This is a genomic window from Trinickia mobilis, assembly GCF_017315705.1.
GTDB classification, from domain to species: Bacteria; Pseudomonadota; Gammaproteobacteria; order Burkholderiales; family Burkholderiaceae; genus Trinickia_A; species Trinickia_A mobilis.
Map to the genome: position 1 here is coordinate 66,547 of NZ_JAFLRF010000006.1, position 24,713 is coordinate 91,259.

Below are 24,713 nucleotides of genomic sequence, written 5' to 3' on the forward strand. Positions count from 1 at the left end.
TCCAATGTCATACCGCGGGGGAGTCCTGCTATTTCGGTCGAAAGTACGCATCCGCATGTAGTGAAGCCATGACATTCATGGCGATAGAGGCGGGAATATCAGGAATGCAACTGGTTGCTGCCTCACCAATGCCGACAGCCGAACGTGGGTAAGATCACAGGCACCACTTTCACGCTGCAAATTGAATGGCTGATTCCTGAGTGGAACCGACGCCTGAATGTCTGAGCGATGGTGCGAGCGAATGACGCTTCGTGGCCGTGCCGTTCAGGAAAGAGTTGCGACGGTCCGTTCCCAGACCAACGCGAGACGATCGCGGTTAAAGGTTGGCCTTCTGCTCGTTGGTAGCTGCCGCGCATGACTATCCTATGGCGGCAGCCCCTTCGGTGCTGGCTTGTCGGCAGCGCTGCTGCTTCGCTCAGTTCGCAGGCGCCGCCGTGAGCGGTTCGAGCCCCGTCCTCGCAATCGCCGGCGCCGCCTCCGGCGACGACAGAAACCGGATCAGCGCCTCTGCGCCGGCTGGATTTTTCGCAGTGGTGGCGATGCCCCCGGAGAACACCGTGTAGCTTTGTACTTCCGCGGGCAAACTGCCGACCACCGTCACCCCCTTCACCGGCAACAGCTCCACGACCTGCTGAAGCCCGAGCTCCGCTTCGCCGTTCGCGACGATAATGGCGACCCGCTCGGCCGGAACCATGCGGCTCTTGCTTTTTACACGCCCCTCAATGCCAAGACGCGTAAACAGTTCGCTGCCGATATAGACTCCACTCGCGTCGTCCGGATAGACGATTGACTTCGCTGCGAGCAGCGTGCTGCGCAATGCGTCGACAGAGCTGATGTCCGGTTTCGGCGCACCCTCGCGAACCACCATGCCGATTGGCGAGCGTGCGAAGTCCACCTTGCTGCCAGGCACCACCGTGCCGGCGTTAATCTGATCGTCGAGCGCATAGCTGACCACAATTAGCACGTCGGCCCACTCGCCACGCGCAAGCCGCACGGGGATGGCATTCACGGCCGTGCCCACTGCGGGCCCCCAGATGGTGACCAGTGTATCGCCGGTCGCTTCCTCGAATTGCGGGCCCAGTTCGCGATACGCTGGCGCAAACCAGCCCGACATCATTACCTTGACTTCGCCTGCCAATGCCGCGCTTTGGCCCAGTAACGCGAGCGTCACGCAGAACGCGAGTGTGCGAACCCTCAGCTTGTGGATAGTCACGGCTCCGCCTCATCTCAATCGACTGACCCAGCCCTGAAATGCATCTAGTCCGGATGCCAGTCATGACTTTAGCCGGACGTGCGGCCTTGCGTGCATCGCCGACCCTGCAGCCAAACCGGTCGGCCGAGGTCGACCCCTCCAGTTCACCCGCCATGTCGGTTTGCACTAGTACACCGCAGTCATCATCGGAAGTATTTCGTATTGCATACCAATGTCCGCCACCATCGCCGGATCGGCATCGCGCATCGCTTCGACACTGGTCTCGTCCTTGGCGCGCACGATACCCACACCCCAGACGCCCCTTGGGTCAAGCACCGGTCCGAATGCGACGACAACGCCCTCCTGACGCTTCCCAGCCCAGTACTTGGCATGTTCGCTCATCGCCGACTTCTCCAGCGCATTCATCGTCTGGGCGAAGTCTGGCCGCGGGGGGATCAGCCGGCACAGGAAATGCGAGAGCGTACCCTCTTCCGATGCGTACGCCGTGAGCCACCCGAACACGCGCTCCCAGCCTTGCGCGTGTCCGGCACAGGATTGCGGACGGCCGGCGAATCCTTCGTGCCACAGCGTCAGTCGCGTGCCGCCATCGATCGGATTGAGTTCGTACGTGATCGTCGTGGTGTTGCCGCCGTCCCAATCCGCCACCCAGGTCTGCACTAGTCGCGTTGGCGGCGACACTTCCAGGTACTCTCCCCCCACGCTGAAGGAGCGGCCGTCTGCACTCACGCCACCCGCGCGCCATTTACCGCCTGGTCGAACCTCGGCCTGCCACTCGGTGGTCTGATAAGTATCAGGCGACCCCCACCAACGGGTGACTTCACTGGAAGTCAAGGCGTCGAAAATCTTCTGCGCGGCAGCCGCGATTTCCACGACGGCCAATATCGTGCCGCGGTTGACATCGGCAACGGCGCGGGCTCTGCTATTGGGCGAAGCGCTCATGATTTCTCCATCAGTTCCTCGAGATTGTCCAAACTGACCTGCCAGTGCGTTCGGTAGGCGTCAATCCAGCCCGCCACTTGTTGCAGCGGCGCGCCTTGCAGGCAATACACCCGTTCGCGCCCCGCTGGCTCCGCAATGACAAGTTCCGCGTCGCATAACAGCTTCAGGTGCTTCGAGATGGCCGGACGGATTTGCTCAAAGCCTGCAGCCAAGGCCATGCGGCAATTCAGAGGACTCGAACGGTACGCCGCTGAACGAGTTCCCTTGATCGATTGACGATCTCGCTCTGCCGGACTTCCTCGACCACGAATTCGACGAACGCCGCGACGCGCGGCGGTAAGTGCTTTCTCGCTGCGTAGTAGATGCAGATGTCGCTGCGCCGTGACACGAACTTCGTCAGTACGCACTTCAGCTTGCCGGCGGCAATCAGCCCTGCCGCATGATGTGCACCAAGCAGCGCGATGCCGCACCCGCCGAGGGCAAGCTCCGTCAACGCTTCCGTATCGGAAACGATGAGATGCGAGCCTGGCTGTAAAACGACTTCCTTGTTCCGCGCCTGCAATTTCCACGTCTGGATTCTTCCCGAACTGGGAGAACGGAACGCGATAAGTTCGTGATGCGTGAGGTGCTCGATCGACTGCGGTTCGCCGTGCTGCTCCAGGTACGCGGGCGCCGCGCACAAAATGAGCGTCAAAGGAGCGAGCGTACGCGCGACCACACTGGAATCCGTATCGTGCAATTGTCCGATCGCGCAGTCATATCCCTCCGAAATCAGGTCCACGTGGCGATTCTCGAATCGCAGGTCGAGCGTGACCTGGGGGTAGCGCTCGCGGAACCGGCTCAACACCGGCAGCAACGCGACGCGGCTGAAGGCGATCGGCAACGATACCTTCACGGTGCCGCTCAATTGGGTTTCGTCAGACGACAGAGCCGCGATCGCATCTTCGATCTGTTGCGCGGGCTCGTGCACCATCGTGTACAGGCGCCGCCCCTCGTCCGTCACCGACAGGTGGCGTGTCGTGCGCTGGAATAGCCGGCACCCGAGCAATGTCTCCAGCATGCCGATCTGTTTGCTCACCGCGCCGGGTGTCACGCCAAGTTGACGGCCGGCCGCCGAGAAATTTGTCGACTCGACGGTTGCGGCGAACGTTTTCAGGGCCCTGAACAGGTCGATCGATCCGCCGCCGTTCGTTTTCATCTTGCACCCTTGCTCACAACTGTTTCGCTGCTCCGTAGCATAGACCAGCCGCGACAGCACGCCGACAATGGACTGCACCGTGTGAACCGTGAGGAGCGCGGCCATGAATCAGGAACCGGCGCGGATCCCTCCGCGCAAGCGTCTGCCGCAGGGACAGCTTCTGATCGACGGCAAATGGCGTAACGCGTCGGACGGCGCAACCGTCCCGACGGTCGATCCCACCACCGAGGAAACCATCACGGAGGTTGCGAGAGCGACCCCCGAGGACGCCGATTCAGCGGTTGCCTCGGCGCGCAGGGCATTCGAAGCGGGCGACTGGTCGCGCCTGCATCACGAAGCGCGCGCGAAAATCCTGTTCCGCGTGGCCGATCTGCTCGACGAGCGGGCGGAAGACTTCGCGCTGCGCGAAGCAATGGATATGGGCATGCCTTATCGCGACTTTCTCGACGTCATCATGCCGCACTGTTCCGGGCTATTCCGCTTTTTCGGCGGGCTTGCCATGCATGCGATGGACGGCGCCTATCGCGCGTCCTACGAACCGCATACCCGGATTCTCACGCGTCGCGAGCCGCTCGGCGTGGTGGCCGCGATTACGCCCTTCAATTTTCCGCTGGCACTCACCTGCTCCAAGGTCGCGCCGGCATTGGCCGCCGGCAACGCCATCGTGCACAAGCCAGCCTCCGACACGCCGCTGACGGCGCTGGCCCTCGCCCAGGTCATACTCGACGCGGGTGTGCCGGACGGCGTGTACAACCTCGTCACGGGCCCCGGCGGCACGCTTGGCGACGCGCTGGTCAAACATCCGCTCGTCGACAAGATTGCCTTTACGGGGTCCACAGCCGTGGGGCAGAACATCATCCGTAACGGCGCGGCGACGCGACCAACGAACTGAAAATCAGTCGCGAGGAGATTTTTGGGCCGGTCCTGCCGATCATCCCGTTCGATGGCGACGAAGAAGCCGTGCGCATCGCCAATGACACGCCATACGGCCTCGCTGCGGGCATCCAGACCCGCGATCTGGGCCGAGCGCTGCGTCTCGCGGACCGCATCGCGGCCGGCACAGTCTGGATCAACACTTGGCATAAGTACCATCCCAACGGGCCCTTCGGCGGCTACAAGATGTCCGGCTACGGGCGCGAACAAGGTGCGGAGGCGCTCGAAAGCTACACGCAGTACAAGTCCATCTGGGCAAACATTGCATGAACTCGAGTTCATGGAAGGAGACCCGATCGTGAACATTGGAATCATCGGAGCAGGTAACGTCGGAACCGGCCTCGCGAAACATCTCATCCCGAACGGCCATGCCGTGATGCTGAGCTTCAGTCTCGACATGGACAAGCTCAATGCGACCGCCGCCGAGCTCGGCGCGCGCGTCGGCACGGTCGCCGAAGCGGTGCAGTTCGCCGACGTGGTGGTGCTGGCCACGCCTTGGACTGTCACCTCCGACGCGCTCGGACAGACCGGCAGCGTGCAGGGTAAAAAGATCATGTGGGATTGCACGAACGCGCTCAAACCCGACCTGAGCGGCCTTGCCGTCGGGACAACTACATCCGGCGCGGAAGAGATCGCGAAACTCGCGCCGTGGGCAACCGTTGTCAAGGCAATTCCGCCATTCGCGCAGATGCTGCACTCGCCCCGCATGCTCATCGGCGAGCACCGACCAAACGTGTTTGTCTGCAGCGACGACGCCGATGCGCGGGCGGTCATCGCGAGGCTCGTCGACGAGATTGGCGCACAACCGGTCGACGCGGGGCCGCTTGCCCTTGCGCGTTACGCCGAACCAGCGGCGATGCTGCTGGTGCAGCTCGCCTATCAACAGGGGCTCGGCGCCCGGATCGGGCTGTCGTTGCTGCATGAGACGCCGCGCAGCGCGCCTGAAGGCTCGCGTTCCTGAGCATCGGCATTGCCGCGGCTGCACTAGAGGAGGCTGAAATGAAAGTGGGCGTATTGGGATCAGGAGTGGTCGGCCGGGCGCTTGGCGCGGGCTTTATCAAGCACGGCCATGACACGATGCTGGGCACGCGGGATCCGCAAAAGAGCGACGTGCAGGAGTGGGTCCGAGACACAGCCGGAGCACGCGCCGGGACGTTCGAGCAGGCGGCGCAGTTTGGCGAACTCATCGTGCTGGCCGTGCTTGGCCGCATCGCCGGGAGCGTGATCGCACTTGCAGGTGCGGAGAACCTTTCCGGCAAGACTGTCGTCGATGCGACCAACCCGCTCGCTGACGAGCCGCCGGTCAGCGGGATCCTGAAATACACGACCGGGCCAAACGAATCGCTTGGTGAGTGGATTCAGGCGCAGCTTCCGCAGGCGCACGTGGTGAAAGCTTTCAATAGCGTCGGCAATGCCTTGATGGTGAATCCGCACTTTTCGCAGGGCACGCCGACCATGTTCCTGTGCGGTAACGATGACAATGCAAAGGCCCAGGTTAGCGCGATCGCACGGCAATTCGGCTGGGAACCCTATGACTGTGGGAGCATTGTTTCAGCGCGGGCGCTGGAGCCGTTATGCATGCTGTGGTGCCTGCCCGGGCTTCTCCGCAACGACTGGCATCACGCGTTCAAGATGCTGACTGAGTAGAGGCCGCTATGGAAGCTTACCGAGTACCGCCCGACGGCGACCCGGGATTCACGCTCGACGAGATGAAGCAGTTCGTTGCGAAACACTTCGACGAATTCGTGAACCGCAAGAATCCGGAGGTCGCACGGGATAACTTCAGCGCGGATTTCCTCGACCATGACGAACCGTCGGGGCCCCAGGTCGGCGCGGAAGCGGCGATAACCATGATGAAGGCGGCTTACCAAAAATGGCCGGACCTTCACGTCACGATCGAAGACATGATTGCCGAGCGTGACAAGGTGATGGTGAGAAACACGTGGCGCGCAACCGACGCGGCGACCGGACAGAAGATCGAATTCCACGGCTTCGTGCTATGGCGATTTGCGAATCGCAAGATCGTCGAGCGATGGGCCACCCTAACGGCACCACGCAATGCAGACGACTGAACTCAACCCAAGCGTGCCCCTTCTGCCGGATGGCCCCGCGCTCCCCGGCCGTGTACGGAGTGTCGCAAGACCGCCCGCATCGCGGGGTCCGGCCGCGCCGGCTCAGCAGATCCCAAGTCGAAGGCCCGCGGTCGACCCCCAGCCGCCACTCGCCCGAGAGGCGTTGCGGTTCGCTTCAATTCGAAAGCGGCCATTTGCTTGATGGTCTTTCTCCCTCGCAACAGACAAGGGGCCAGCACTCGCTTCCGCCGAACCTTGACCGTCGTAGTTCCAGTCAGCCCTCAAGGGTAGCAGGCGCGTGACAATCTTTGGCGCCGCCACACAGAACCTCGATCAACTTATCGCGAAAGACATTCTTCTCGTTTGAATGCCGCTGCACACATACGCGTAGGTCGCGCTGAGACCAAGGCTCGATCAACTCGACGACAGCAAGCCGTCCCTTGTCTGAGGCTTCGATAGCCGAGCGCGGCACGACGCCTATGCCGGCCCCAGAGGAAACCAGGCGTGCGATCGCCCGATAGCCTGAAACCTGCACACGGACGTCGAGGCGCCCGCCGATAGCGCTGGCATGGTTCATCAGGAACGTGTGCAGCGCCGCACCTGACTGCAGGCTGATAAATGGCTGACCGAAGCAGTCGGCGAAACTCGCCGTACTTTTCAGCCCGAGCGGATGGTCTACGGGTGTGAGGAGAATGAGTTGATCCTTGCGATAAGGAAGAAATTCCAGATCCGGATGCCCTGTTTCGAGCGCGACCACGCCAACATCGGCGCGACCGGCCGAGATGGCACCAATGATGTCGTGGCTCAGACGCTCCTCGAGCGTTATCCGCACACTTGGATACAGCGCGAAGAACCGGGCAAGGTCGTCTGGCAGGTGGGAGCTAATCGCATTGTTGTTGGCGAACACAGTAACGTGGCCCGTGAGGCCCTGCGCGAATGGAAGGAGATCTGCGCGCATTTGCTCAAGCTGAGCCAGACACCGCCGCGCATGCTCCATCAAAACTTGCCCCGCGCCAGTGAGGCTGACTCCGCGCGCCCGACGAGTCAGCAGCGGCACGCCCACCGCGTCTTCGAGATTCTTTATCCGCAGGCTGACCGACGATGCCGCCAGGTGGCACCGCTCGGCTCCGCGCGAAAGATTGCCTTCTTCGGCGACGGCGAGAAAGACCTTCAAGTCGGTTAGATCGTAGGGCATAGCGTTAGACATCGCCGAATTTTCATCGAGTTTATCTCAATCCTCCCCAAGTAGTGAGAGGCGCTACGTATTGCTGCGCCGCGCCATTTCGTCGCTGGCGAACGCTACGTTCGGAAAAGCTCGCTTTATCTGCAACGGCCGTTTGTCGATACTGAATCCACCGATTTCGCAAACCATGGAGACAACAATGCACGTGCCCGCAAAAGAGGCGTCGCTGGCCAAGCCACTCGCCGACATCGTCGTAGTTTCAATTGAACAGGCGCTCGCCGCGCCGCTTTGCACCGGGCGACTCGCGGAGATGGGCGCACGCGTGATCAAGATAGAGCGCGCCGAGGGCGATTTTTCGCGTGGCTATGACCGCGCTGCCAACGGAGTCTCGTCTTATTTTGTCTGGACGAATCGCGGTAAAGAGTCGCTCGTCATGGACTTCAAGCAGCCCGAAGACGCCGACCTATTGCACCGTATCCTTGCCGGCGCAGACGTTTTCGTGCAGAACCTTGCGCCTGGGGCGCTTTCACGCGCTGGCTTTGACAGCGCCGCCCTGCGAGACCGCTATCCGCGTCTTATCACCTGCGACATTACCGGCTATGGCACCGACAACGACGCGAGCAGCCTGAAGGCTTATGACCTGTTGGTTCAATGCGAGAGTGGCCTCGCCGGCATCAGCGGCGCGCCAGAGGCTTGCGGCCGAATTGGGGTTTCCATCTGCGATATCGGCGCGGGCATGAATGCGGCCATTGCAGTGCTTTCCGCTTTGGCGTTACGCGAGCGTACAGGCCACGGTGCGGGCGTATCTGTGTCCCTGTTCGACGGGGCGGCAGACTGGATGACGATTCCGTACCTGCACGAAGTCTATGGCAATGGGGCGCCGACACGACAAGGGCTCAAGCATCCATCGATTGCACCTTACGGCGCCTTCACCACCTGCGACGAGCGTGACATCGTCATCAGCATCCAGAACGAGCGCGAGTGGCAGCGCTTCTGCGAAGTATTCCTGCAGCAGCCCGAGACTGCGTTAGATCGGCGCTTTGCTTCGAATACGGAAAGGGTTCGCAACCGCGAGGCGCTGGACCGCGTGATCGCCAATACCTTCGCGAGCCTCGATTCAAATGCAGCACTGGATCGCCTGTCGTCGGCCAACACGGCCTATGCCCAGGTACGCTCGGTCCGCGCAATGGCCGAACACCCGGCACTTCGCACCTGGCCAATGCCAGTGGACGACGCGGAAATCCAGATGATTGCCCCGCCCGTGCGTGCGCCATGGGATGCGCAACGGTTTGCCCGCGCGCCGGCCGTCGGCGAGCACAGCGAAAGCCTCCGGGCCGAATTCGCGGAGCACGACACCGGAGCAATGGCATGAGCGCCGTCGATCTCGATCACTTGCGCCAATGGGTCGGCAAATCAGTCGTCGACCGCGACGTACTGTCATCGCGCCATGCCCGCCTGATGGCCGCCACACTGGGCTTCCCGCAGTCGGATTTCACGGACGGCACACCGCTGCCGCCGCTCTGGCACTGGCTTTATTTCCTCGAAGGCCAGGCGCCGCAAGCTCTTGGCCGCGACGGGCATCCGAGTCGCGGGGGCTTCCTGCCGCCCGTCGCACTGCCTAACCGGATGTGGGCTGGCGGAAAGCTGGAATTTCACTGCCCCGTTCCGCTCGGTACCGAGGTCGAAAAGCGCTCGAGCGTCGTATCGGTCGAGCACAAGCATGGTCGAAGCGGAGAACTTGTGTTCGTCACGGTCCTGCACGAACTCGTGCATGAAGGAAGAACCGTCATTAGCGAGCATCACGACATTGTCTATAAGGAGGCCACGACCGCGCCTACCCGCTCAACGTCCGTTGACATGCCAATAGCCCAGCACAGTCGACGCTTTCAGCCGGACTCGACGAGCCTCTTTCGGTATTCCGCGCTCACCTTCAATGGGCATCGCATTCACTACGACGTCGACTATTGCCGCGATGTCGAGGGCTATTCCAATCTGGTCATCCACGGTCCGCTTAACGCCACCTTGCTGGCGGGTTTTGCACAGGAAGTGAAAGGACGACCGCTTAAGCAGTTTCGTTACCGAGGCGTGCAACCCGCCATTCTCGGGCAAGAGTTGACGATCAACGCCGCGTCAGACGGCGACCAGCTTGTGCTGTGGGTCGGACTGTCCGACGGTGCAATCTCGATGCGCGCCGAGGCGATGTTCTGAGGGGCGCAGCATCACGCAATACAGGAAGTTCACGTGGATATCAGGAGACAAACCATGAACCCGATTCAATCACCCGGCCTGCACGAAGACGCGATCGAGGACCCATCTGCCTCAAAGCGTGTGCAACGACGCGCGGCGATCGCCAGTGTCATCGGCACGACCATTGAGTGGTACGACTTTTTCATCTATGGCACTGCTGCAGCACTCATATTTCCAACTTTGTTTTTCTCACACGGTGGATCGGACGGACTGATGGAGTCCTTCGCCACGATTTTTGTCGGCTTCCTCGCGCGTCCGTTGGGAGGCGCCCTGTTTGGACATATGGGCGATCGGGTCGGCCGCAAGTCAACCCTTGTCGCTACCTTGACCCTGATGGGCGTCGCTACCGTGCTGGTCGGTTTTCTGCCTACGGCACAAGCGATCGGGCCTGCAGCGGGATGGCTCTTGATCGGACTTCGCTTTCTGCAAGGGATCGGGGTCGGGGGCGAATGGGGAGGTGCCGTGCTTTTATCAATGGAATCGCATAACGGGAAGCGGCGCGGTTTCATGGCTTCGTTACCGAACGTCGGCGTTCCGCTCGGGCTTGTGATTTCGGTCCTCGTCTGGAGCGCGTGCAGTCATCTGAGCGGTTCAGCACTGCTGGAACACGACTGGCGGATTCCGTTCCTTGCAAGCGGCGTCCTGCTCATCTTCGGCTTGATCATTCGCTTCGGCGTTCCCGAAACGCGCGACTTCATCGAAGCCAACAAATCGGTCGATCGCAAGAAGAGCCCACTTGGGGAAGCGATTCGCACCGAGTGGCGCGCCATTCTCCTCTCCGCTCTCATCCGCCCGGGTGAGCAGGCAGCGTTTTACACGCTCACGACGTTCGCGGTGCTGTATGGATCGAAACACCTGGCGCTTGGCCGGGACTTCATGCTCAATGCCGTGCTGATCGCCGCCGTGGTCGCTTGCTTCGCCTTGCCGTTCTTCGGTTACGTCGCCGATCGTATTGGCCGCCGCCGCACTTACATGTCAGCAGCCATTTGCATGATGTTGTTCGCGTTTCCGTACTTCGCGATGCTCGACTCGCGGCTGCCCATCGCGGTGATTGGAGGCACTGTCGTACTGATGGTCATTCACGCAGCGCTGTATGGATCTCAGGCCGCCTATATCGCCGAATCCTTCCCGGCTCGGATTCGCTACAGTGGAGCATCACTGGGATATCAGGGAGCGTCGATTATCGCGGGAGGCCCGGCACCGTTGATCTCGCTGTGGTTGTTTCAGACGTTCCACTCGGGATACGCGGTCGCAGCTTATCTTGCAGTCATGTCGCTCGTCAGCGTCTGCGCATCCTTCTTCCTTGGGCGATCGAAAACCGCAGCCCTTCCTGCAGGAATGCAAGCAAGCGCACAGGTGAATTCATGAGCCAGCATCTCGCCACGCGGTCGTTTCTCTTTGTCCCGGGGGACCGCCCGGAACGGTTTGCCAAGGCCGCAGCAAGCGGTGCAGACGCAATCATTGTTGACCTAGAGGACGCGGTTGGCATCGCCGACAAAGAGACCGCGCGGGCAGCGTGCCGGACGTGGCTGCAAAGCGGCGGCACGGGCTGCATTCGCATCAACGCCCTCGGCACGGAATGGGCGTCGGAAGATCTTTCGCTGTGCGGCTTGTCCGGCGTGCAAGGAGTCGTCTTGTCGAAAGCGGAAAGCAAGTCGGACATCGCCGAGGTCGCCGGACGCCTGCTACCCGGCGTGCCTGTCCTGCCGATCATCGAAACCGCGAATGGCATGATGAATGTCAAAGAGATCGCTACGGCGCCGGGCGTCCTCCGTCTGTTGTTCGGAACGGTAGACTTTTGTCTTGATCTGGCAATCGAGGATGACGGGGATGACCTCGCCTCATACCGCTCGTTGCTCGTCCTGGCGTCACGCGCAGCAGGCTTACAGGCTCCCGTCGATGGTGTGACGCTCGACATTGGCGACGCCGGAAGACTGGCGGTGGCGACGCGGCGGGCGCGCCGCACCGGGTTCGGCGGAAAGCTGTGCATTCATCCGTCACAGGTGTCGGCCGTGAACGAATGCTTCGTGCCGACTGCCGCCGAGATGGAATGGGCGAACAGCGTAATTGAACGGGCCGCGTCGAGCAGCGGTGTGTTCATGTTCGAGGGCCGCATGATCGACGCACCGGTTATTGAACGAGCCCAGCGGCTTCTGCGTCATATGAAGCCGCCCCTTTCGTCTGGCGGTGCCCGAGTAACCTCGCCTTAGCCCCGTTTCCACACCCCGCTCATCGAACCGGACAGGCAGATCTCCCGCATCCGGCTCTCGGACAAGACAGCACGCCTTCGTCCACGGCAGGTTACAGCCAAGGCCCCGTCAGGCGCACGAGACCGAAGTGCCCGTAGAGGTGCGAGGATGGATAGCTCCCGCCCCTGCGACGCCTGAGCTTGTACTTGTTGCGTAACCGCGTAGACGACAGCAGGACTGTTGCCAACGTTAACGCCCCTTGTAGAGCTGCCTCAGATACGTCATTTCGCCATCCTCCTGTGCCTGCACCAGTTCCTGATATACCTGCCCACGCGTCTTGCCGACCGCGGAAATCAGAAGCGATGGCGGATACCGGCCCCGACCACCAGTTGCGAGCCGGTTGCCGAGGGGGGGAGCACACCTACCTCTGCATTGAAGACCGAGAGTCCGTTACCTCCGCCGACGGTTTGATAAAGGCCTTCGAAGTAGACATCGGTCCGCTTCGAGAACAGGTAATCAACTTGGCCCATAACCTGGTTCCAATGCGGCCTCGCTCCGTGGGTCGCCGAACTGAGCTCGCCTATCGTGTACGAATAATACGCAGCGAGGCTCAGGTTCGGGCGCACCAAATAGCGGCCACTGATGTCAAAGTTGTCGAACTTGAGATTGGAGCTGCCTGAGGGCAGCACGACGTAGGAGCTTGCGCCTTGGATGATGCCCGTCGGGTTGTTGATCGAGGAATGCGTCCACAGGAGGCCGATCGACGACTCACCGATCCTGTACTTCACGCCGGCACCATAGATCTGCTGCCGACCACCCAACGACTCTGCATCAAAGTCAGAAGTGCTTGTCGCCCCACCTGCGCTGCCCGCCACGCGGGTCCCGTTGATTTGAAGATAGGCAGCTGCAAAATCGAGCGGGCCGTACGAGTAGCTTGCGCCGCCGCTGTATGCGGAGCCGTTTCCGAATCCGCCGGCCGCCCCCGAGAACGCGTACATTGCGCCGACCTTCAGGCCACCGAACGACGTGCTGCTGAACTTGACCGAGTTGTTGATGCGCACGTTGTTGCCAATGTTGTCATTGTCAAACGGGTGTATGGCAATGTTGTTGCCAAGGCCCCCCGCACCTGCCCCACTGAGGGGCTGCAGATAGTTCACGAGGAAGTCATACTGACGGCCCAAAGTAAGCGCGCCGAATTGCTGCGACTGGATACCCACCGCGGCTTGACGACCGAAGAAAGTGCCGCCGTTTCTGAGCGTGCCGGTCGAAGAATTGAAGCCGTTTTCCAACCAGAAGATAGCGCTCAGACCGCCGCCCAAATCTTCGTTGCCTCGCAAGCCCCAGCGCGGAGTGGTGAGTGTCCCGCTGTTGATCAGCCAGTTGCTGGACCCGGCACCCGTCGAACTCTTCTGTCCGCTTACATACATGACCCCGGTGTCGATAACTCCATAAAGTGTCACGCTGCTTTGAGCGTGGGCGGCGGCCACCACCAACAAGCCTGTCGTTGCAATAACCGTACTACGGATCTTCATTGATTAATCTCCTCGCATGACGCTTAACTGACCGAATTGCTGACGCGAAACGTGTAAGCCGCCAGATTGTTGAAGTCCGACGCCATGGCGGCGGCGCCGAACGAGTCAAAGCCGCTGATCATCGGAAACTGCGGCGTGTCCTAACGGGGTAGGCCGCACGCGCGGCTCGCCCAAGCGCCCGCGCAGTTTCGGCAGGCCTAACATGGCCAGGCCGCCCACCAGCGTGAGAAGCGCCAGCGCATACAGGCCGTACTCGAGATGGTGGGTGCGCTGCTTGAGCTCGCCGATCACATACGGCGTCACATAACCGCCCAGATTACCGACGGTCGCCATTAAGGCGATCCCTGCCGCCGCCGCTGTCTCCGTCAACAGCACACCAGGCAAAGACCAAAGCACCGCAAGACCCGCGAGCGCGCCGATCATCGCGAACGACAAGCCGGTTAACGAAAGCACCGGGCTCGTCGAGCACAGCGCGGTGAACGCGAGTCCGGCGGCCGACACAAAAGCGCTACCCGCCGCGTGCCAGCGTCGCTCTTTAGTGCGATCGGAGTGCCGGCTGATCAACACCATGCCGATTGCAGCGGCAACGAACGGAATGCTCGCCACCAATCCTGTGTCGAGATAATTCCGGATGCCAAGGTTGCGGATGATTTGCGGTAGCCAGAACGAAACGCCATACGTACTGCCAAGCAATGCGAAATTGACGACCACGAGCAGCCAGATATTGATGTCTTTAAAGGCGGCGCCGAACGCATGCCCAGTGCCTGCCGCCAGCTGCGAAGCATGCTCGGAGGCGAGTTGGCCGGCCACCCTGGCGCGGTCCTCTGCTGGCAACCACTGTGCATCACGCGGACCGTTGTCCAGGTAAAAGTAAGTGATGACGCCCAGCAGCACGGCTGGCGCTCCCTCGATCAGAAACAGCCATTGCCAGCCGCGCAAACCACCCACACCACTCAGGCTCGCCATGATTAGCCCTGACAGCGCGCCGCCTACCACCCCCGACAGCGCAATGCCAAGAAAGAAAATCGCATTCACCTGTGAGCGCAGCCGGGTCGGAAACCAGTACGTGAGGTACAGCACGATGCCAGGATAGAACCCGGCCTCGGCCACACCGAGCAGAAAGCGCAGCACATAGAACATGTGCTCCGAGCGCACCAGCACCATGCAAGTGGAAATTACGCCCCACACGACCATGATGCGGGCGATCCAGAACTTCGCGCCGAGCTTTTGCAGCATGAGGTTGCTCGGAATTTCGCAAAGGCAATAGCCAATAAAGAAGATGCCCGCTGCAAACCCGAACGCCTCGTCGCTCAGGCCAATGTCCGCGGCCATTTGCAGCTTGGCGAACCCGACGTTGACCTTGTCGAGAAACGAAACGATGTAGGTCAGCAGCAGATAGGGCAACAGGCGGGTGGCGACCCGGTTGTAGATCCGATCGTCATCGGGATCGTCGAAGCTTGTGCGTGCGAGAAATCGCATGAGTGTCTCCTCGGCCTGCGAGGCCGATCATTACTTGTATCGCGCCAGCGAATCACTATCCCCACCTAGCGCGCCTGTGCGGCCAAAGCCGCCGCTCGTCAAAACGCCAATGACGTGACCGTCCGCTGCGCTTCGTCTCCTGCATCACGGATGACTTCGGTCCCGTCAGGATTACCCACATCTTTGTAGGTGAGAAGGGAATTCTTCACTTGTAAACAGCAGGAGACGCTTGTAATTGCCCACAAATCTCGATGCCATTCCATTAGCCTAAATAAATTAGTATTACTATGTATGCGCCATAATCGACCCGATTCATGTAGGACGGTCAGATCAGTCTTGGTTTTAGGAGAACACCGAAGTCAAAACGCGGCTCGGTCCCGGGATGAACGACCCGCGAGGACAACTCTGCCTAAATAAGGCAACTTGATTCTCACCTTCTCACGGCCGAGTGAGACACTCAGGCGCGAAAGTCTACATCTACGGGAATGGAGCTGGAATCGCATAGCGAGTCCCGCGGTTTAGGAATCTTCACTGTAAGACGGAGTCCAGATGTTTAGGATACCTACAAGGATCAATAAAATGTCCGTTCGTCTCGTTCTAGACACTGTCATGCTACTTCCTGTTGATTGGCTCAGCCGCCGGCTTTTCATACCGTCCGCCACAGGAACGCCGAAACGTCGACAGTGCTGAATCAAGCGGATCAAATGCCTTCTCCGCTAAGATTGGGCTGCTCACAATGTCTGAGGCTCATCGCGATCTGCGCGCCAATCGCGATGTAGAATCAAGCTGCACATCGATTTCGGGGGGCGGCTAACGCGGTTTCTTACCCCGATGCACCGACCCTCTTCCGTCATCGGCACTGCCGCCATCCCGACGGCGGTTATGTCAGTCCAGACGTCATCCGTTCCTTCGAGTCGGTCGGCAAGTCATCGGCCGAAGCGCACATTCCAGAACAAAGAAAAAGCAGACACCGCCTAGCCGCTATCAGTTAGCAGCGCAGGTCCGGACTCAGCCTTTCGCAACAAGCCTCGCGTTGCCGAGCCGACGCTCATAAATGTCGCTGTTGAGTCGCGTGCTCAGTTCCGCGGCGGTTGACTGGACTGCCCCAAGGAGATCAGCCGTAGGAGGCGACGGGACATCGCGACTTGGACCGATCACGCCAATTGAGCCGACCAAGACGTCGCGCTCCCTGAAGATCGGCGCTGCCAGCACGTTGATGCCGTCGATGACTTCGCCGTCCGCGTCCTCATAGAGACGCTCACGAATTACCGCCAGGCGTGCCTGAATTTCGGCCGGATCCGTCATTGAGCGGTCGGTGAATTGCTGTAACTTACGCCTGAGCACACGCTGTTGTGCGGCTTCGTCCAGATAGGCCAGCACGAGTCTGCCCTGCGCGGAGCAATGTGTCGCCGGGCGATTGCCAGGCTTGACGGAAATCACCACGCTCCGGGTAGATTCCGCCGCAGCGACGACAAGTGCCGAATCGTGAGTCGCAACCGAGAGGATGGCCGTTTGTCCAGTGACATCGCGCAGGCGGGTCAGGTAAGGGTCCGCCAGGGCGCGCAAGTCAAACTGCTCCGCGGCGGCCGTGCCGAAGAGGACGAGCTTTGCTCCGAGCCGATATTTCTCGGTGATGGGGTCTTGCTCGACCGCGCCTACCTGCTTCATGGAGGCGAGATGACGGTAGACGCGCGGCTTCGGTTCGCCGACGATCTGCGCCAGTTCGGTGACGCCAAGCGGCCGTCGCGCAAGCGCGAGTTCATCTAGCAGCCGGAACACAATGCCGACGGATTCGAGCAGCACCGGCCCGGTGGGCCCCGCGGCAGGTGCAGTGTCGGGCGTGCGCGTTGTTACCAATGTGATTTTCCTCAAGGACATGAAATTCCGGTATTGCATCAGCAAAAGACTGGCCGATGCAAGCCCGGGAAACCGTGATACTGGATTCAGAGACCCAACAATTTGGCCGCGTTCGTGGCGGTCAGTCTACGGACATCGGTTTCGCTGTAACCCATATCGAGCACCATCTGGATCACGCTGCGGAATGCGTTGGCAATGGTTGGGTTACCCTTTTGCCCAAGATCGGAGCCCAGAATCGTCCGATCGACCGTACCGGCCTCAATCACCTGACCGAGAAACTCCGGGTCGTAGAACCGGAATTTCGAGCCTGGCACCCACATGCACATCGAGTGTTCCATATAAACGCCGTCCTTCGCCAGTTGGCGCAGGTCGTCGAGGCTCGCATCGACGACATAGGTCGGATGGTTCACGAGCAGGCGCTTGACGCCGCGCTTGCGCGCTTCTTCGAATAGCGGCCAGATCTCGCTGATGTGCAGGTGTCCGGCGGACAGCACCGCATCAGCGGCTGCTATCAGATCGAGAATCGCCTTGACCTCCTCCTTCAACTTGCCGTCGTCGTCGAGCACGGTCAGTGGAATCGGTTCGAGCATCCTTTGCGTAGTCTGCGGAAACTTCTCGTTGAAGTCCACATCGTGCTTGTGGTGCGCGATGTGGTTCGCCGACGAGAAAGTAGGCATCCAGACGAGGCGCGCCCCAAGCTCCAGGCCGTGCTCTACCGCATGCACATTCAGACCGCCGACTGAATTGTTCAGCGGGACGCCCGACAGCATCAAAACGCCAAGGTGCGCATAGTGCTTGTTGAGCAGTTCCGTGACCGGCGTCGCGGAGTAGTAGTGGTCCTTCAGCAGTACCGCGCGCAAACCGGCGGCAGAGGCTTCCTGCATCGCCTCGATATGGTCGAGGTAGCGCGGCATCACGGAGGGGCCGCTATGGCAATGCAGGTCGATGGAGCCGCGCACGAGGGCGTCGACCGTTTCGGTTGAGTAAGGTGTTGCGATTCGGGTAGTGTCGGAAGCCACGGCTGTCTCCGGATATCAATTCAGATGGGTGAGACGGGGCGTGCGCGAGCCGCAGCGAAAGCATGCCTCGACTCGCGCGACGTTCATACGGCGTGAAAGGTGCGGGCTATCTGCGTGAGACCGCTGCTCAATAGCGATTGGTCAGAGCCGAGGATGAAGAAGCGCATTCCCCGTTCGGCATAGCGCCGCGCCGCGCTCGCATCGGGCAGAAACATGCCGACGGTGACGCCAGCGGCCCGTCCTGCCTCGATGGTGCGGTCAATGTCGCGTTCAATACGCTCGTCATCGAGCGAAGTTGCCTGGTACGAGACTGCCAGATCCGCGCGCCCGATAAACAGACAGTCGACGCCGGGCACGGCGGCGATTTCGTCGACGTGATCAATGGCCTCGGGGTCTTCGATCTGGCAGACTATCGACACCGCCGCATCGTGCAAACGCAGGTGTTCCGTCATCGCCAGCCGGCCATAGCCGCCCGCTCGCGGCGAATTGCTGAAGCCGCGCACCCCGTCGCGATAGCGTGTGGCCGCTGCTGCCGCGCGCGCCTGGGTTGCAGACACGACGTGCGGCACGACGATACCCGCCGCACCCATATCCAGCACTTGCAGGATCGTCGAAGGTTCGGCGTCCGGCAGCCGCACGAGGCCGGGCAACGACGCGGCGGCGCAACCCAGCAGGCAGCGGTCGATTGCCTCGACGGAGAACGGTGCATGCTCGGCATCCAGCACCACGAAGTCCATCCCGGCCGCGCCGGCGATCTCGGTGTTCTGATAGTGGGGCGTCTTGATGAAGGGGCCGCACATAGGGTCGCCGCGCCGCAGGCGGGTGCGGAACTCGGTGTTTGTCTTCATGGCGCTCATTCCGGCGCAGCGGCGCCTCACGCCGCGCCAATCCTGTTTTCGAGGCGACCCAGACCAGCCACCTCCGTTTCGACGATATCGCCCGGCTTCATGAACTCGGGCGGCGTTCGGGCGTGGCCCACCCCGGCCGGCGTGCCGGTCGCGATAACGTCGCCCGCCTCCAGCGTCAGCCCCCGGGAAAGCTCCGCAATGATGGCCGGAATCTTGAAGTACAGGTAGCTCGAGTTCGATTGCTGCTTGACCACGCCGTTGACGCGGCAGGTGAGGTCGAGACTCGACACGTCGACGTCCGATGCGACCGTGATCCACGGACCCATCGGACAGGTTCCATCAATGCTCTTGCCCTTGAACCATTGCTGGCCGTGGCGACGCTGGACATCCCGCCACGTCAGGTCGTTGAGCACCGTAAAGCCGAAGATGTGATCGGCGGCATGCGCCTCCGCAATGTCGCGCCCCGGCTTGCCGATGATGACGCCGATCTCGACCTCCCAGTCGAGCTGCTTGGACAGCTCGGGGAAATAGGGAATAGGATCGTACGGGCCGTTGACCGTCGTTGGCGCCTTGCTGAAGAAGGTCGGATACTGCGGCATTTCCTTCACGTGAGGACGAATGCGCTCGCCTTCCGCGAAATGCTCGAGATAGTTCCAACCGACGCAGAAGATGTTCTTGCGCGGCCGCGGAATCGGTGCGAGCAGTCGCACGTCGGACAAGGCGAGGCGCGCCGGATCGCGTTGCTGCAGGTCGTCGAGGAATTCGAGCCCGGGGGCGCCCTGCTCGATCAACGACAGCATGTCGAGCACGTCAAACGGCGCTTTCACGCCTTGACGCTCGCACGCGGCGCGCACGTCGAGAATGCCCGCTTCGTCGTCCAGGACCGCGCCCACTCGAGGAGTCGCGTCCGACGCGTTCGTAAAGGTCGCCAATTTCATAGTAGTCCTCACTTAGCAGCTTAAAAAGCAGGTCCTTCATGGCCGGCTCGAATCATCAACGACGGGTGCACCGGCCGTTGCTTCACACAGACAGGATTTCTGCCTAATGACGCAGCTCCAGAGATACGCCGTTCGTCTCCTTGCGGAAAGCGACGTAGGCGATTCTGGCCACTGCCGCGCAGGCGATCTCGGTGTTCTGATAGTGGGGCGTCTTGATGAAAGGGCCGCACATAGGGTCGCCGCGCCGCAGGCGGGTGCGGAACTCGGTGTTTGTGTTCATGGCGCTCATTCCGACGCAGCGGCGAACTCGTCACGCTGGTATTCGACCAGATGGCGGTAATCCGCGCGCAGCGGCGAGAACACGTCCAGGTTGAGTACCATCTCGTCGCCGACCGGTTCGGCGTAGTGCACGACCTGCGGGGGGATGCGGATCATGCTGCCCGGGCCGCCCTCGACCACCTCATCGCCCAGATGGAAGCGGACCCGTCCCTGCACGATGATCACCAGTTGCTCGAACGGGTGACTGTGGGGATTGATGTCCATACCGGGCGTGAGCCAGTTCATCACGCAGATCGTGTCTTCGCCACGGAAGCCGACGCGCTCGACTCCCTTGCGCACGACTTCGCGCGGCAGGTCGTTCCAGTTGTGCAACTTTGCTGTGCTGCTCATGTGATGTCTCCTTGATCGGTCAGCTGGGCCACGACTACATCGTATTCAGGCTGTCGAAACAGGCCGTGTGTTTGTTTGAGCAAAACGATGTTTCGATACGGAGAAAATACTACTGACGGCGATTCCGTCTGTCAAGCGCGTTTTTCCCAAACGAGACAAGAGCTTGCCGAACATGGTGGGGTCCGTGATAACCCTGATGCGGCTCCATTTGTCGTCGCTTCTTCCTTGCCACTATATTTCGTCAGCCAACATGTTATTTCGCACAAAGACTGCAACACTCGCTGTCACGGATGGAATGGCTGATTCTGATGGTGGAGCCGCCGCCTGAACGTCCGACCGACGACTCATGTGAACGGCGGTTCGTGTCGAGGGTTATTCGATGCCTGCCCTCATTCACCGATCGGCGAGTGCGCGCTGCCGTGTGCGGGCAGGCATCGAATAACCCTCGACACAGGACGAAACCGCTCGCGCGGTAAGGGCTCCGATCAGGCGCTGGTGGTCAAGGAGAGGCCAGCAACGCGGTTCCGTATGTTGGCGAATGAGGCAATCCGCCTCGTTCTCCTGCAGGAGCCCCATCATGACCTCACAGGCAAACGCCAGTCCACTGCGCCAGCGCATGATCGCGCGCCTAGCTCGATTTTCCCGGTACACGCACCCCTCGTAGAGCACATGAAGACGGGCGTAGTCACTGGCGTATATACCGGCTACGCCTCGGGACCGGCCGCGGAAGCAATCAGCGCAGGTCTGCTGAAAACTCCCGCTGTCCTGCAAACACATGGGGGCCGCGCGCGGGCCATCGAGTCTGGCGAACTCCCCATTGACGTGGCTTTTGTCGCAGCGCCGACAGCTGACGACTACGGCAATTTGAACGGTGTTCAAGGACGTTCCGCATGCGGCACGCTTGGCTATGCGCAGGTCGACGCGCGCGCTGCGCGTCGCGTTGTGGCGGTCACCGACAATCTGGTCCCCTATCCCGCGTGTCCAGCCGAAATCACCCAGGATTTCGTGGATTTCGTTGTCGCTGTTCCTGAAATCGGAGATGCAGCCCAGATCGTCTCGGGCTCGACTCGGGTGACCGAGGATCCGGCAGGGCTTGAGATTGCCCGCGCCGCATCGCAGGTTATCGAGGTCTCGGGTCTGCTTGAGGATGGGTTCTCGTTTCAGACTGGCGCAGGTGGAATCTCACTCGCGGTTGCCAAGTTTGTCCAGGAACGCATGCAGAGCAAAAAAATCCAGGGAAGTTTTGCAGCAGGTGGGATCACCGGGACCATCGTAGAGATGCTCGAAGCAGGACTGTTCAGATCCCTGTTCGACGTTCAGTGCTTCGACTTGCGCGCTGTCCAGTCGTATCGGAAGAATGCAGCGCACCAGGGCATGTCCGCGTCCCTATATGCGAATCCCTGGAACCGCGGTGCCGTGGTCAATCGCCTCGACGCAATGATTCTGGATGCTGCAGAAATCGACCTCGACTTCAATGTGAATGTCACAACTCGCTCGGATGGCGTACTGATGGGCGGCTCCGGAGGTCACGCCGACACTGCGTGCGGCGCGAAACTGGCCATCGTCACAACCAAACTCAAGGCCGGAAACTATCCGAAGATTGTCGAAAACGTTACGACCGTCACTACCCCGGGTTCCACTATCGACGTCGTCGTTACGGAGGCCGGCGTCGCAGTCAATCCGTTCCGCGAAGAACTCGCAGACCGACTGAAGGCCGCGGGGTTGAATGTGGTTCCGATTTCCCGGTTGCACGATCTATCCCAGACCGACTCACGTCAATCGGCCAGCACACAAGACGATCGACGAATTGTGGCTATCCAACAGTATCGCGTGCGGCCTACATGATTGCGATTGGAGAAGCAGCGTATCTGGTTTCGAAAGCAATACGAAGCGCGAAGATACTGGCATTCGAGGATCTGGGTATGGAAGCCATCTATGAGTTCGACGTCGAGGACATGCCAGTTACGGTTGCCGTGGACTCCGCCGGAACGTCTGTCCACGAAACGGGGCCGAGGGAATGGCAGGCAAAGATCGCCGGTATACCGGTCGTGAGCGAAACCTCAGCATGAGAGGTGAATACGGCACGAGCGCGACCTATCTGAGCGAGGTGGCGCCTGCCAATCGACGCGGCTTCTATCTCGGCTTTCTGCAGGTCAGCGTCGTCGCTGAGCTGAAGCAAAGGTAGCTGACGTAACCTCATTATGTTGCGTCCCGCAAAATATCCGCCCGCACCACAGTTTCTAGCTGCGCGCGGCCTGGCCCCCATTCTTGGCAAAATTTTCGTCCTATCGATGGCGAGGGAATAACTCATAATTTGGCTTCTTTTCAACGGATTGGACTCCCCCTCGTCGGCGCACACTGACATCGTGCCAATCGCGCAGGGAGCCTGAGATGACTTTCCGTCACAACAAAAGTCGTCAGTTCGAGGTTGGCCTGCCGGACGCATCGATGTCCGAATGGAACAGTCCGTCGCCCTACTTCGAGGCGGGCATCGCAGTGTCGAACTTCGGAAGACCGAAATGAGTGCCTTGACCGTAATTCTCTGCATTTGGACGATGGTAGCTATCTGCGCAATCCTCTTCATCCGCGGCGCCAGCGCGCGCGTTGAGCAAACCGCCAAATCTCCGCAACGCCGCTCGGCTCGCGTTTCAATCGCCGAGTAAGGGCGATCAGCCTGCTAATACGGCGGCCGCCGCGACCGTTTCTTCACCCTCACCCAATTGCTTCCTTCGTTAAGTAATTGTCAGGAAGGGTCACAATGAGAAAACGCGGTGTTGCGGATACGCGGCGACGGCAATCTGCCATTCGCGGCCGGCGAGGTGCGAACAACAGGAAAGCGATATGTCTGTCGCCGCCTCAGCGAGGCCGATACGCGAATTCCCGGAATCGAAGCGCTGCCCGACGCGCTTCCTCCGTAGGAGACTCAATTCAGCGGCGATCGCAACGAGAGGGTGCGAATGATCGCGACTCACGGCGGTACGTCCCAATTCCGGAAACCTTCACCATGCAACAGCCTGAAGAACGAGCGGGTACACGGCACGAGGTATTGCGCGCATCGTGAAGCCGTGGCGGACTTGTTCGAATACATTGAAGAGTTTTATAGGAAACGCGAAGTGGAGATGCCGAGCTACGCCGGAGTGAACACCACCGCACCAACATCGGCGATGTGCGTAAAGCTTCGAAAAAACCGATACGTCTGGTCGCCGACTTTTATCCGGTTTACACCAACCTGCGTCAACTGAAGTATCTCGTCGGCCACCGCTGCCGAAATGGTCCCATGACCAGTCAAATTGTCCTCCTCGCCCCCTGGGTCGCCGAGGTAGACTAAACAGACGCCTGTACTATTGCGCATCATGACGACTCGCTTCCCCTCGTCGAGCGAGAGCTCGAGATACTTGGCCAGCGTCCGCAATGACTCTGGCGTCTGCCCCTGCGGGCTGTACGTCAAATCTGAAGCGGCAGCCATCTTGCCGTCCCCCAGTCAAAGATGCGTGTCCTGAATCGATAGCTCGCCCATAGGGCGACGATGATTCCACTATAGGCGACCTGGGCGAATTCGGAACACATTGGCAACGGCCTGCACGATTACCAACTAGACCATATGAACCCGGGCGTATCCGCGAGACAGCAGGGGCTGCACGCTCCATGCGAGACTCGTGATGCTCGCTCCCAGTCTGGGATGCCGAACACGCGGGCCCGGGACGCCGACGAGCCACAAGTCGTCGGCCGGCCTATGTCGCGCAGCCGCCCGGTACCAACAAGGACTGTGATCGAAGTATCAGCTACCCAACCCGCCATGTCTAACCGTAATTCGTCGGCGACAACACGAGGGCGGCGGCGGCGCAGATTGACCAGTATTTGAATACTCTTGAGGAATAGACACCATGAACGTCACGATTTACCACAACCCGGAATGCGGCACCTCGCGCAATACGTTGGCCATGATTCGCAACGCCGGAATCGAACCGGTCGTCATTGAATACCTGAAAACACCGCCGACCCGCGAACGGCTGGTGGAGCTTATCGGCAAGTCCGGTCTCAGCGTGCGCGAAGTTTTACGGCAGAAAGGTACGCCGTACGCGGAGCTAGGCCTTGACGACCCGTTGCTTCGCGACGATGAGCTTCTCGACGCCATGATGAAACACCCAATACTCATCAACCGCCCGTTCGTGGAGACTCCACATGGCGTGCGATTGTGCCGGCCGTCAGAATTGGTTCTGGACATCCTGCCAGAAGCGCAGAAGATTCCATTTACCAAAGAAGATGGCGAGGTGGTAATTGACGAGCACGGGCGTCGCGTGAAGTAGCGGAACACAAGGGACGATGAACCGCAGAGGTGAAGAGTTGGCCGTCCGCTGACAACCGTAGCCGCGTGCGGCCGCCGCAGAAAGGCTGTG

Annotated in this window: 25 protein-coding genes and 1 pseudogene; 12 read left to right on the forward strand and 14 right to left on the reverse strand. The window is 60.5% G+C overall.

The features are described from left to right. Positions 1-415 precede the first annotated feature (415 nt). From J3489_RS10460 to J3489_RS10475, 4 genes are all read right to left on the reverse strand, one after another. Positions 416-1,213: a substrate-binding domain-containing protein gene (locus J3489_RS10460; RefSeq protein WP_309491357.1), complete on the reverse strand. Its 798-nt coding sequence runs from the start codon at positions 1,211-1,213 to the stop codon at positions 416-418. A 165-nt stretch (positions 1,214-1,378) separates the two neighbouring features. After that, positions 1,379-2,152, reverse strand: coding sequence for an SRPBCC domain-containing protein (locus J3489_RS10465; protein WP_206997655.1), 774 nt, complete (start codon positions 2,150-2,152; stop codon positions 1,379-1,381). Continuing rightward, positions 2,149-2,370: an ArsR/SmtB family transcription factor gene (locus J3489_RS10470; RefSeq protein WP_206997656.1), complete on the reverse strand. Its 222-nt coding sequence runs from the start codon at positions 2,368-2,370 to the stop codon at positions 2,149-2,151. The genes J3489_RS10465 and J3489_RS10470 overlap by 4 nt, the downstream gene beginning before the upstream one ends. 8 nt (positions 2,371-2,378) lie before the next feature. After that, a complete protein-coding gene (locus tag J3489_RS10475) occupies positions 2,379-3,455 on the reverse strand; it encodes a LysR family transcriptional regulator (RefSeq protein ID WP_206997657.1) in 1,077 nt (358 codons plus the stop codon). On the opposite strand from J3489_RS10475, the gene J3489_RS10480 reads away from it, so the two are divergent. The 5 genes from J3489_RS10480 to J3489_RS10500 are packed head-to-tail and all read left to right on the forward strand — an operon-like array spanning position 3,454 to position 6,355. Further along, complete coding sequence (locus J3489_RS10480) at positions 3,454-4,242, forward strand: aldehyde dehydrogenase family protein (protein ID WP_206997658.1); 789 nt, start codon at positions 3,454-3,456, stop codon at positions 4,240-4,242. The two genes, J3489_RS10475 and J3489_RS10480, sit on opposite strands and share 2 nt — an antisense overlap. A gap of 41 nt (positions 4,243-4,283) precedes the next feature. Next, the gene (locus J3489_RS10485; RefSeq protein ID WP_309491363.1) at positions 4,284-4,553 is read left to right on the forward strand and encodes an aldehyde dehydrogenase family protein; all 270 of its coding nucleotides are present in this window, start codon (positions 4,284-4,286) and stop codon (positions 4,551-4,553) included. 28 nt (positions 4,554-4,581) lie between these two features. Next, positions 4,582-5,244 (forward strand): NADPH-dependent F420 reductase, encoded by a 663-nt coding sequence (locus J3489_RS10490; protein WP_206997659.1) that lies wholly within the window; start codon positions 4,582-4,584, stop codon positions 5,242-5,244. A 38-nt stretch (positions 5,245-5,282) separates the two neighbouring features. Further along, positions 5,283-5,930, forward strand: a complete 648-nt coding sequence (locus tag J3489_RS10495; protein ID WP_206997660.1) for an NADPH-dependent F420 reductase — start codon at positions 5,283-5,285, stop codon at positions 5,928-5,930. Positions 5,931-5,938: 8 nt separating this feature from the next. Continuing rightward, complete coding sequence (locus J3489_RS10500) at positions 5,939-6,355, forward strand: ester cyclase (RefSeq protein WP_206997661.1); 417 nt, start codon at positions 5,939-5,941, stop codon at positions 6,353-6,355. 274 nt (positions 6,356-6,629) lie between these two features. Here J3489_RS10500 and J3489_RS10505 read toward each other — a convergent pair whose 3' ends face one another. Further along, positions 6,630-7,529, reverse strand: coding sequence for a LysR family transcriptional regulator (locus J3489_RS10505; RefSeq protein ID WP_242539928.1), 900 nt, complete (start codon positions 7,527-7,529; stop codon positions 6,630-6,632). A 91-nt stretch (positions 7,530-7,620) separates the two neighbouring features. Between J3489_RS10505 and J3489_RS10510 the strand changes: the two genes are divergently transcribed. Genes J3489_RS10510 through J3489_RS10525 form a run of 4 tightly spaced genes read left to right on the forward strand, consistent with a single transcriptional unit; the run spans position 7,621 to position 11,995 of the window. Further along, complete coding sequence (locus J3489_RS10510; RefSeq protein ID WP_242539929.1) at positions 7,621-8,910, forward strand: CaiB/BaiF CoA transferase family protein; 1,290 nt, start codon at positions 7,621-7,623, stop codon at positions 8,908-8,910. Further along, positions 8,907-9,746 (forward strand): HTD2 family dehydratase, encoded by an 840-nt coding sequence (locus J3489_RS10515; RefSeq protein ID WP_206997663.1) that lies wholly within the window; start codon positions 8,907-8,909, stop codon positions 9,744-9,746. Before J3489_RS10510 ends, J3489_RS10515 begins: the two co-directional genes overlap by 4 nt. A 54-nt stretch (positions 9,747-9,800) precedes the next feature. Then, the gene (locus tag J3489_RS10520; protein WP_206997664.1) at positions 9,801-11,153 is read left to right on the forward strand and encodes an MFS transporter; all 1,353 of its coding nucleotides are present in this window, start codon (positions 9,801-9,803) and stop codon (positions 11,151-11,153) included. Continuing rightward, positions 11,150-11,995 carry an HpcH/HpaI aldolase/citrate lyase family protein gene (locus J3489_RS10525; RefSeq protein WP_206997665.1) on the forward strand — a complete coding sequence of 282 codons (846 nt, stop codon included), beginning with the start codon at positions 11,150-11,152 and terminating at the stop codon, positions 11,993-11,995. Before J3489_RS10520 ends, J3489_RS10525 begins: the two co-directional genes overlap by 4 nt. 332 nt (positions 11,996-12,327) lie before the next feature. Here the strand turns inward: J3489_RS10525 and J3489_RS10535 are convergent, their stop codons facing one another. From J3489_RS10535 to J3489_RS10570, 8 genes are all read right to left on the reverse strand, one after another. Beyond that, positions 12,328-13,506, reverse strand: a complete 1,179-nt coding sequence (locus J3489_RS10535) for a porin (protein WP_206997666.1) — start codon at positions 13,504-13,506, stop codon at positions 12,328-12,330. 105 nt (positions 13,507-13,611) lie between these two features. Then, positions 13,612-14,985, reverse strand: coding sequence for an MFS transporter (locus J3489_RS10540; protein ID WP_206997667.1), 1,374 nt, complete (start codon positions 14,983-14,985; stop codon positions 13,612-13,614). A 1,008-nt stretch (positions 14,986-15,993) separates the two neighbouring features. After that, complete coding sequence (locus tag J3489_RS10545; protein ID WP_242539949.1) at positions 15,994-16,881, reverse strand: IclR family transcriptional regulator; 888 nt, start codon at positions 16,879-16,881, stop codon at positions 15,994-15,996. 47 nt (positions 16,882-16,928) lie between these two features. Continuing rightward, positions 16,929-17,861, reverse strand: a complete 933-nt coding sequence (locus J3489_RS10550) for a DUF6282 family protein (protein WP_206997669.1) — start codon at positions 17,859-17,861, stop codon at positions 16,929-16,931. 83 nt (positions 17,862-17,944) lie between these two features. Then, a complete protein-coding gene (locus J3489_RS10555) occupies positions 17,945-18,718 on the reverse strand; it encodes an HpcH/HpaI aldolase family protein (protein ID WP_206997670.1) in 774 nt (257 codons plus the stop codon). A gap of 17 nt (positions 18,719-18,735) precedes the next feature. After that, positions 18,736-19,647: a fumarylacetoacetate hydrolase family protein gene (locus tag J3489_RS10560; RefSeq protein ID WP_206997671.1), complete on the reverse strand. Its 912-nt coding sequence runs from the start codon at positions 19,645-19,647 to the stop codon at positions 18,736-18,738. A 103-nt stretch (positions 19,648-19,750) separates the two neighbouring features. Then, positions 19,751-19,927, reverse strand: a complete 177-nt coding sequence (locus J3489_RS10565) for a hypothetical protein (RefSeq protein ID WP_206997672.1) — start codon at positions 19,925-19,927, stop codon at positions 19,751-19,753. 5 nt (positions 19,928-19,932) lie between these two features. Beyond that, the gene (locus tag J3489_RS10570; protein WP_206997673.1) at positions 19,933-20,316 is read right to left on the reverse strand and encodes a cupin domain-containing protein; all 384 of its coding nucleotides are present in this window, start codon (positions 20,314-20,316) and stop codon (positions 19,933-19,935) included. 669 nt (positions 20,317-20,985) lie between these two features. Between J3489_RS10570 and J3489_RS10575 the strand changes: the two genes are divergently transcribed. Continuing rightward, positions 20,986-22,161, forward strand: a complete 1,176-nt coding sequence (locus J3489_RS10575; protein ID WP_242539930.1) for a citrate lyase subunit alpha — start codon at positions 20,986-20,988, stop codon at positions 22,159-22,161. Continuing rightward, positions 22,146-22,385 (forward strand): annotated as a pseudogene (locus J3489_RS10580) (fumarate hydratase C-terminal domain-containing protein); the annotation flags it as partial. The gene J3489_RS10575 and the pseudogene J3489_RS10580, both read left to right, overlap by 16 nt. Before the next feature lie 1,058 nt (positions 22,386-23,443). Here J3489_RS10580 and J3489_RS10585 read toward each other — a convergent pair. Then, positions 23,444-23,782 (reverse strand): hypothetical protein, encoded by a 339-nt coding sequence (locus J3489_RS10585; protein WP_206997675.1) that lies wholly within the window; start codon positions 23,780-23,782, stop codon positions 23,444-23,446. A 418-nt stretch (positions 23,783-24,200) separates the two neighbouring features. On the opposite strand from J3489_RS10585, the gene arsC reads away from it, so the two are divergent. Beyond that, positions 24,201-24,623 carry an arsenate reductase (glutaredoxin) gene (gene arsC / locus J3489_RS10590; protein WP_206997676.1) on the forward strand — a complete coding sequence of 141 codons (423 nt, stop codon included), beginning with the start codon at positions 24,201-24,203 and terminating at the stop codon, positions 24,621-24,623. Positions 24,624-24,713: the final 90 nt, after the last annotated feature.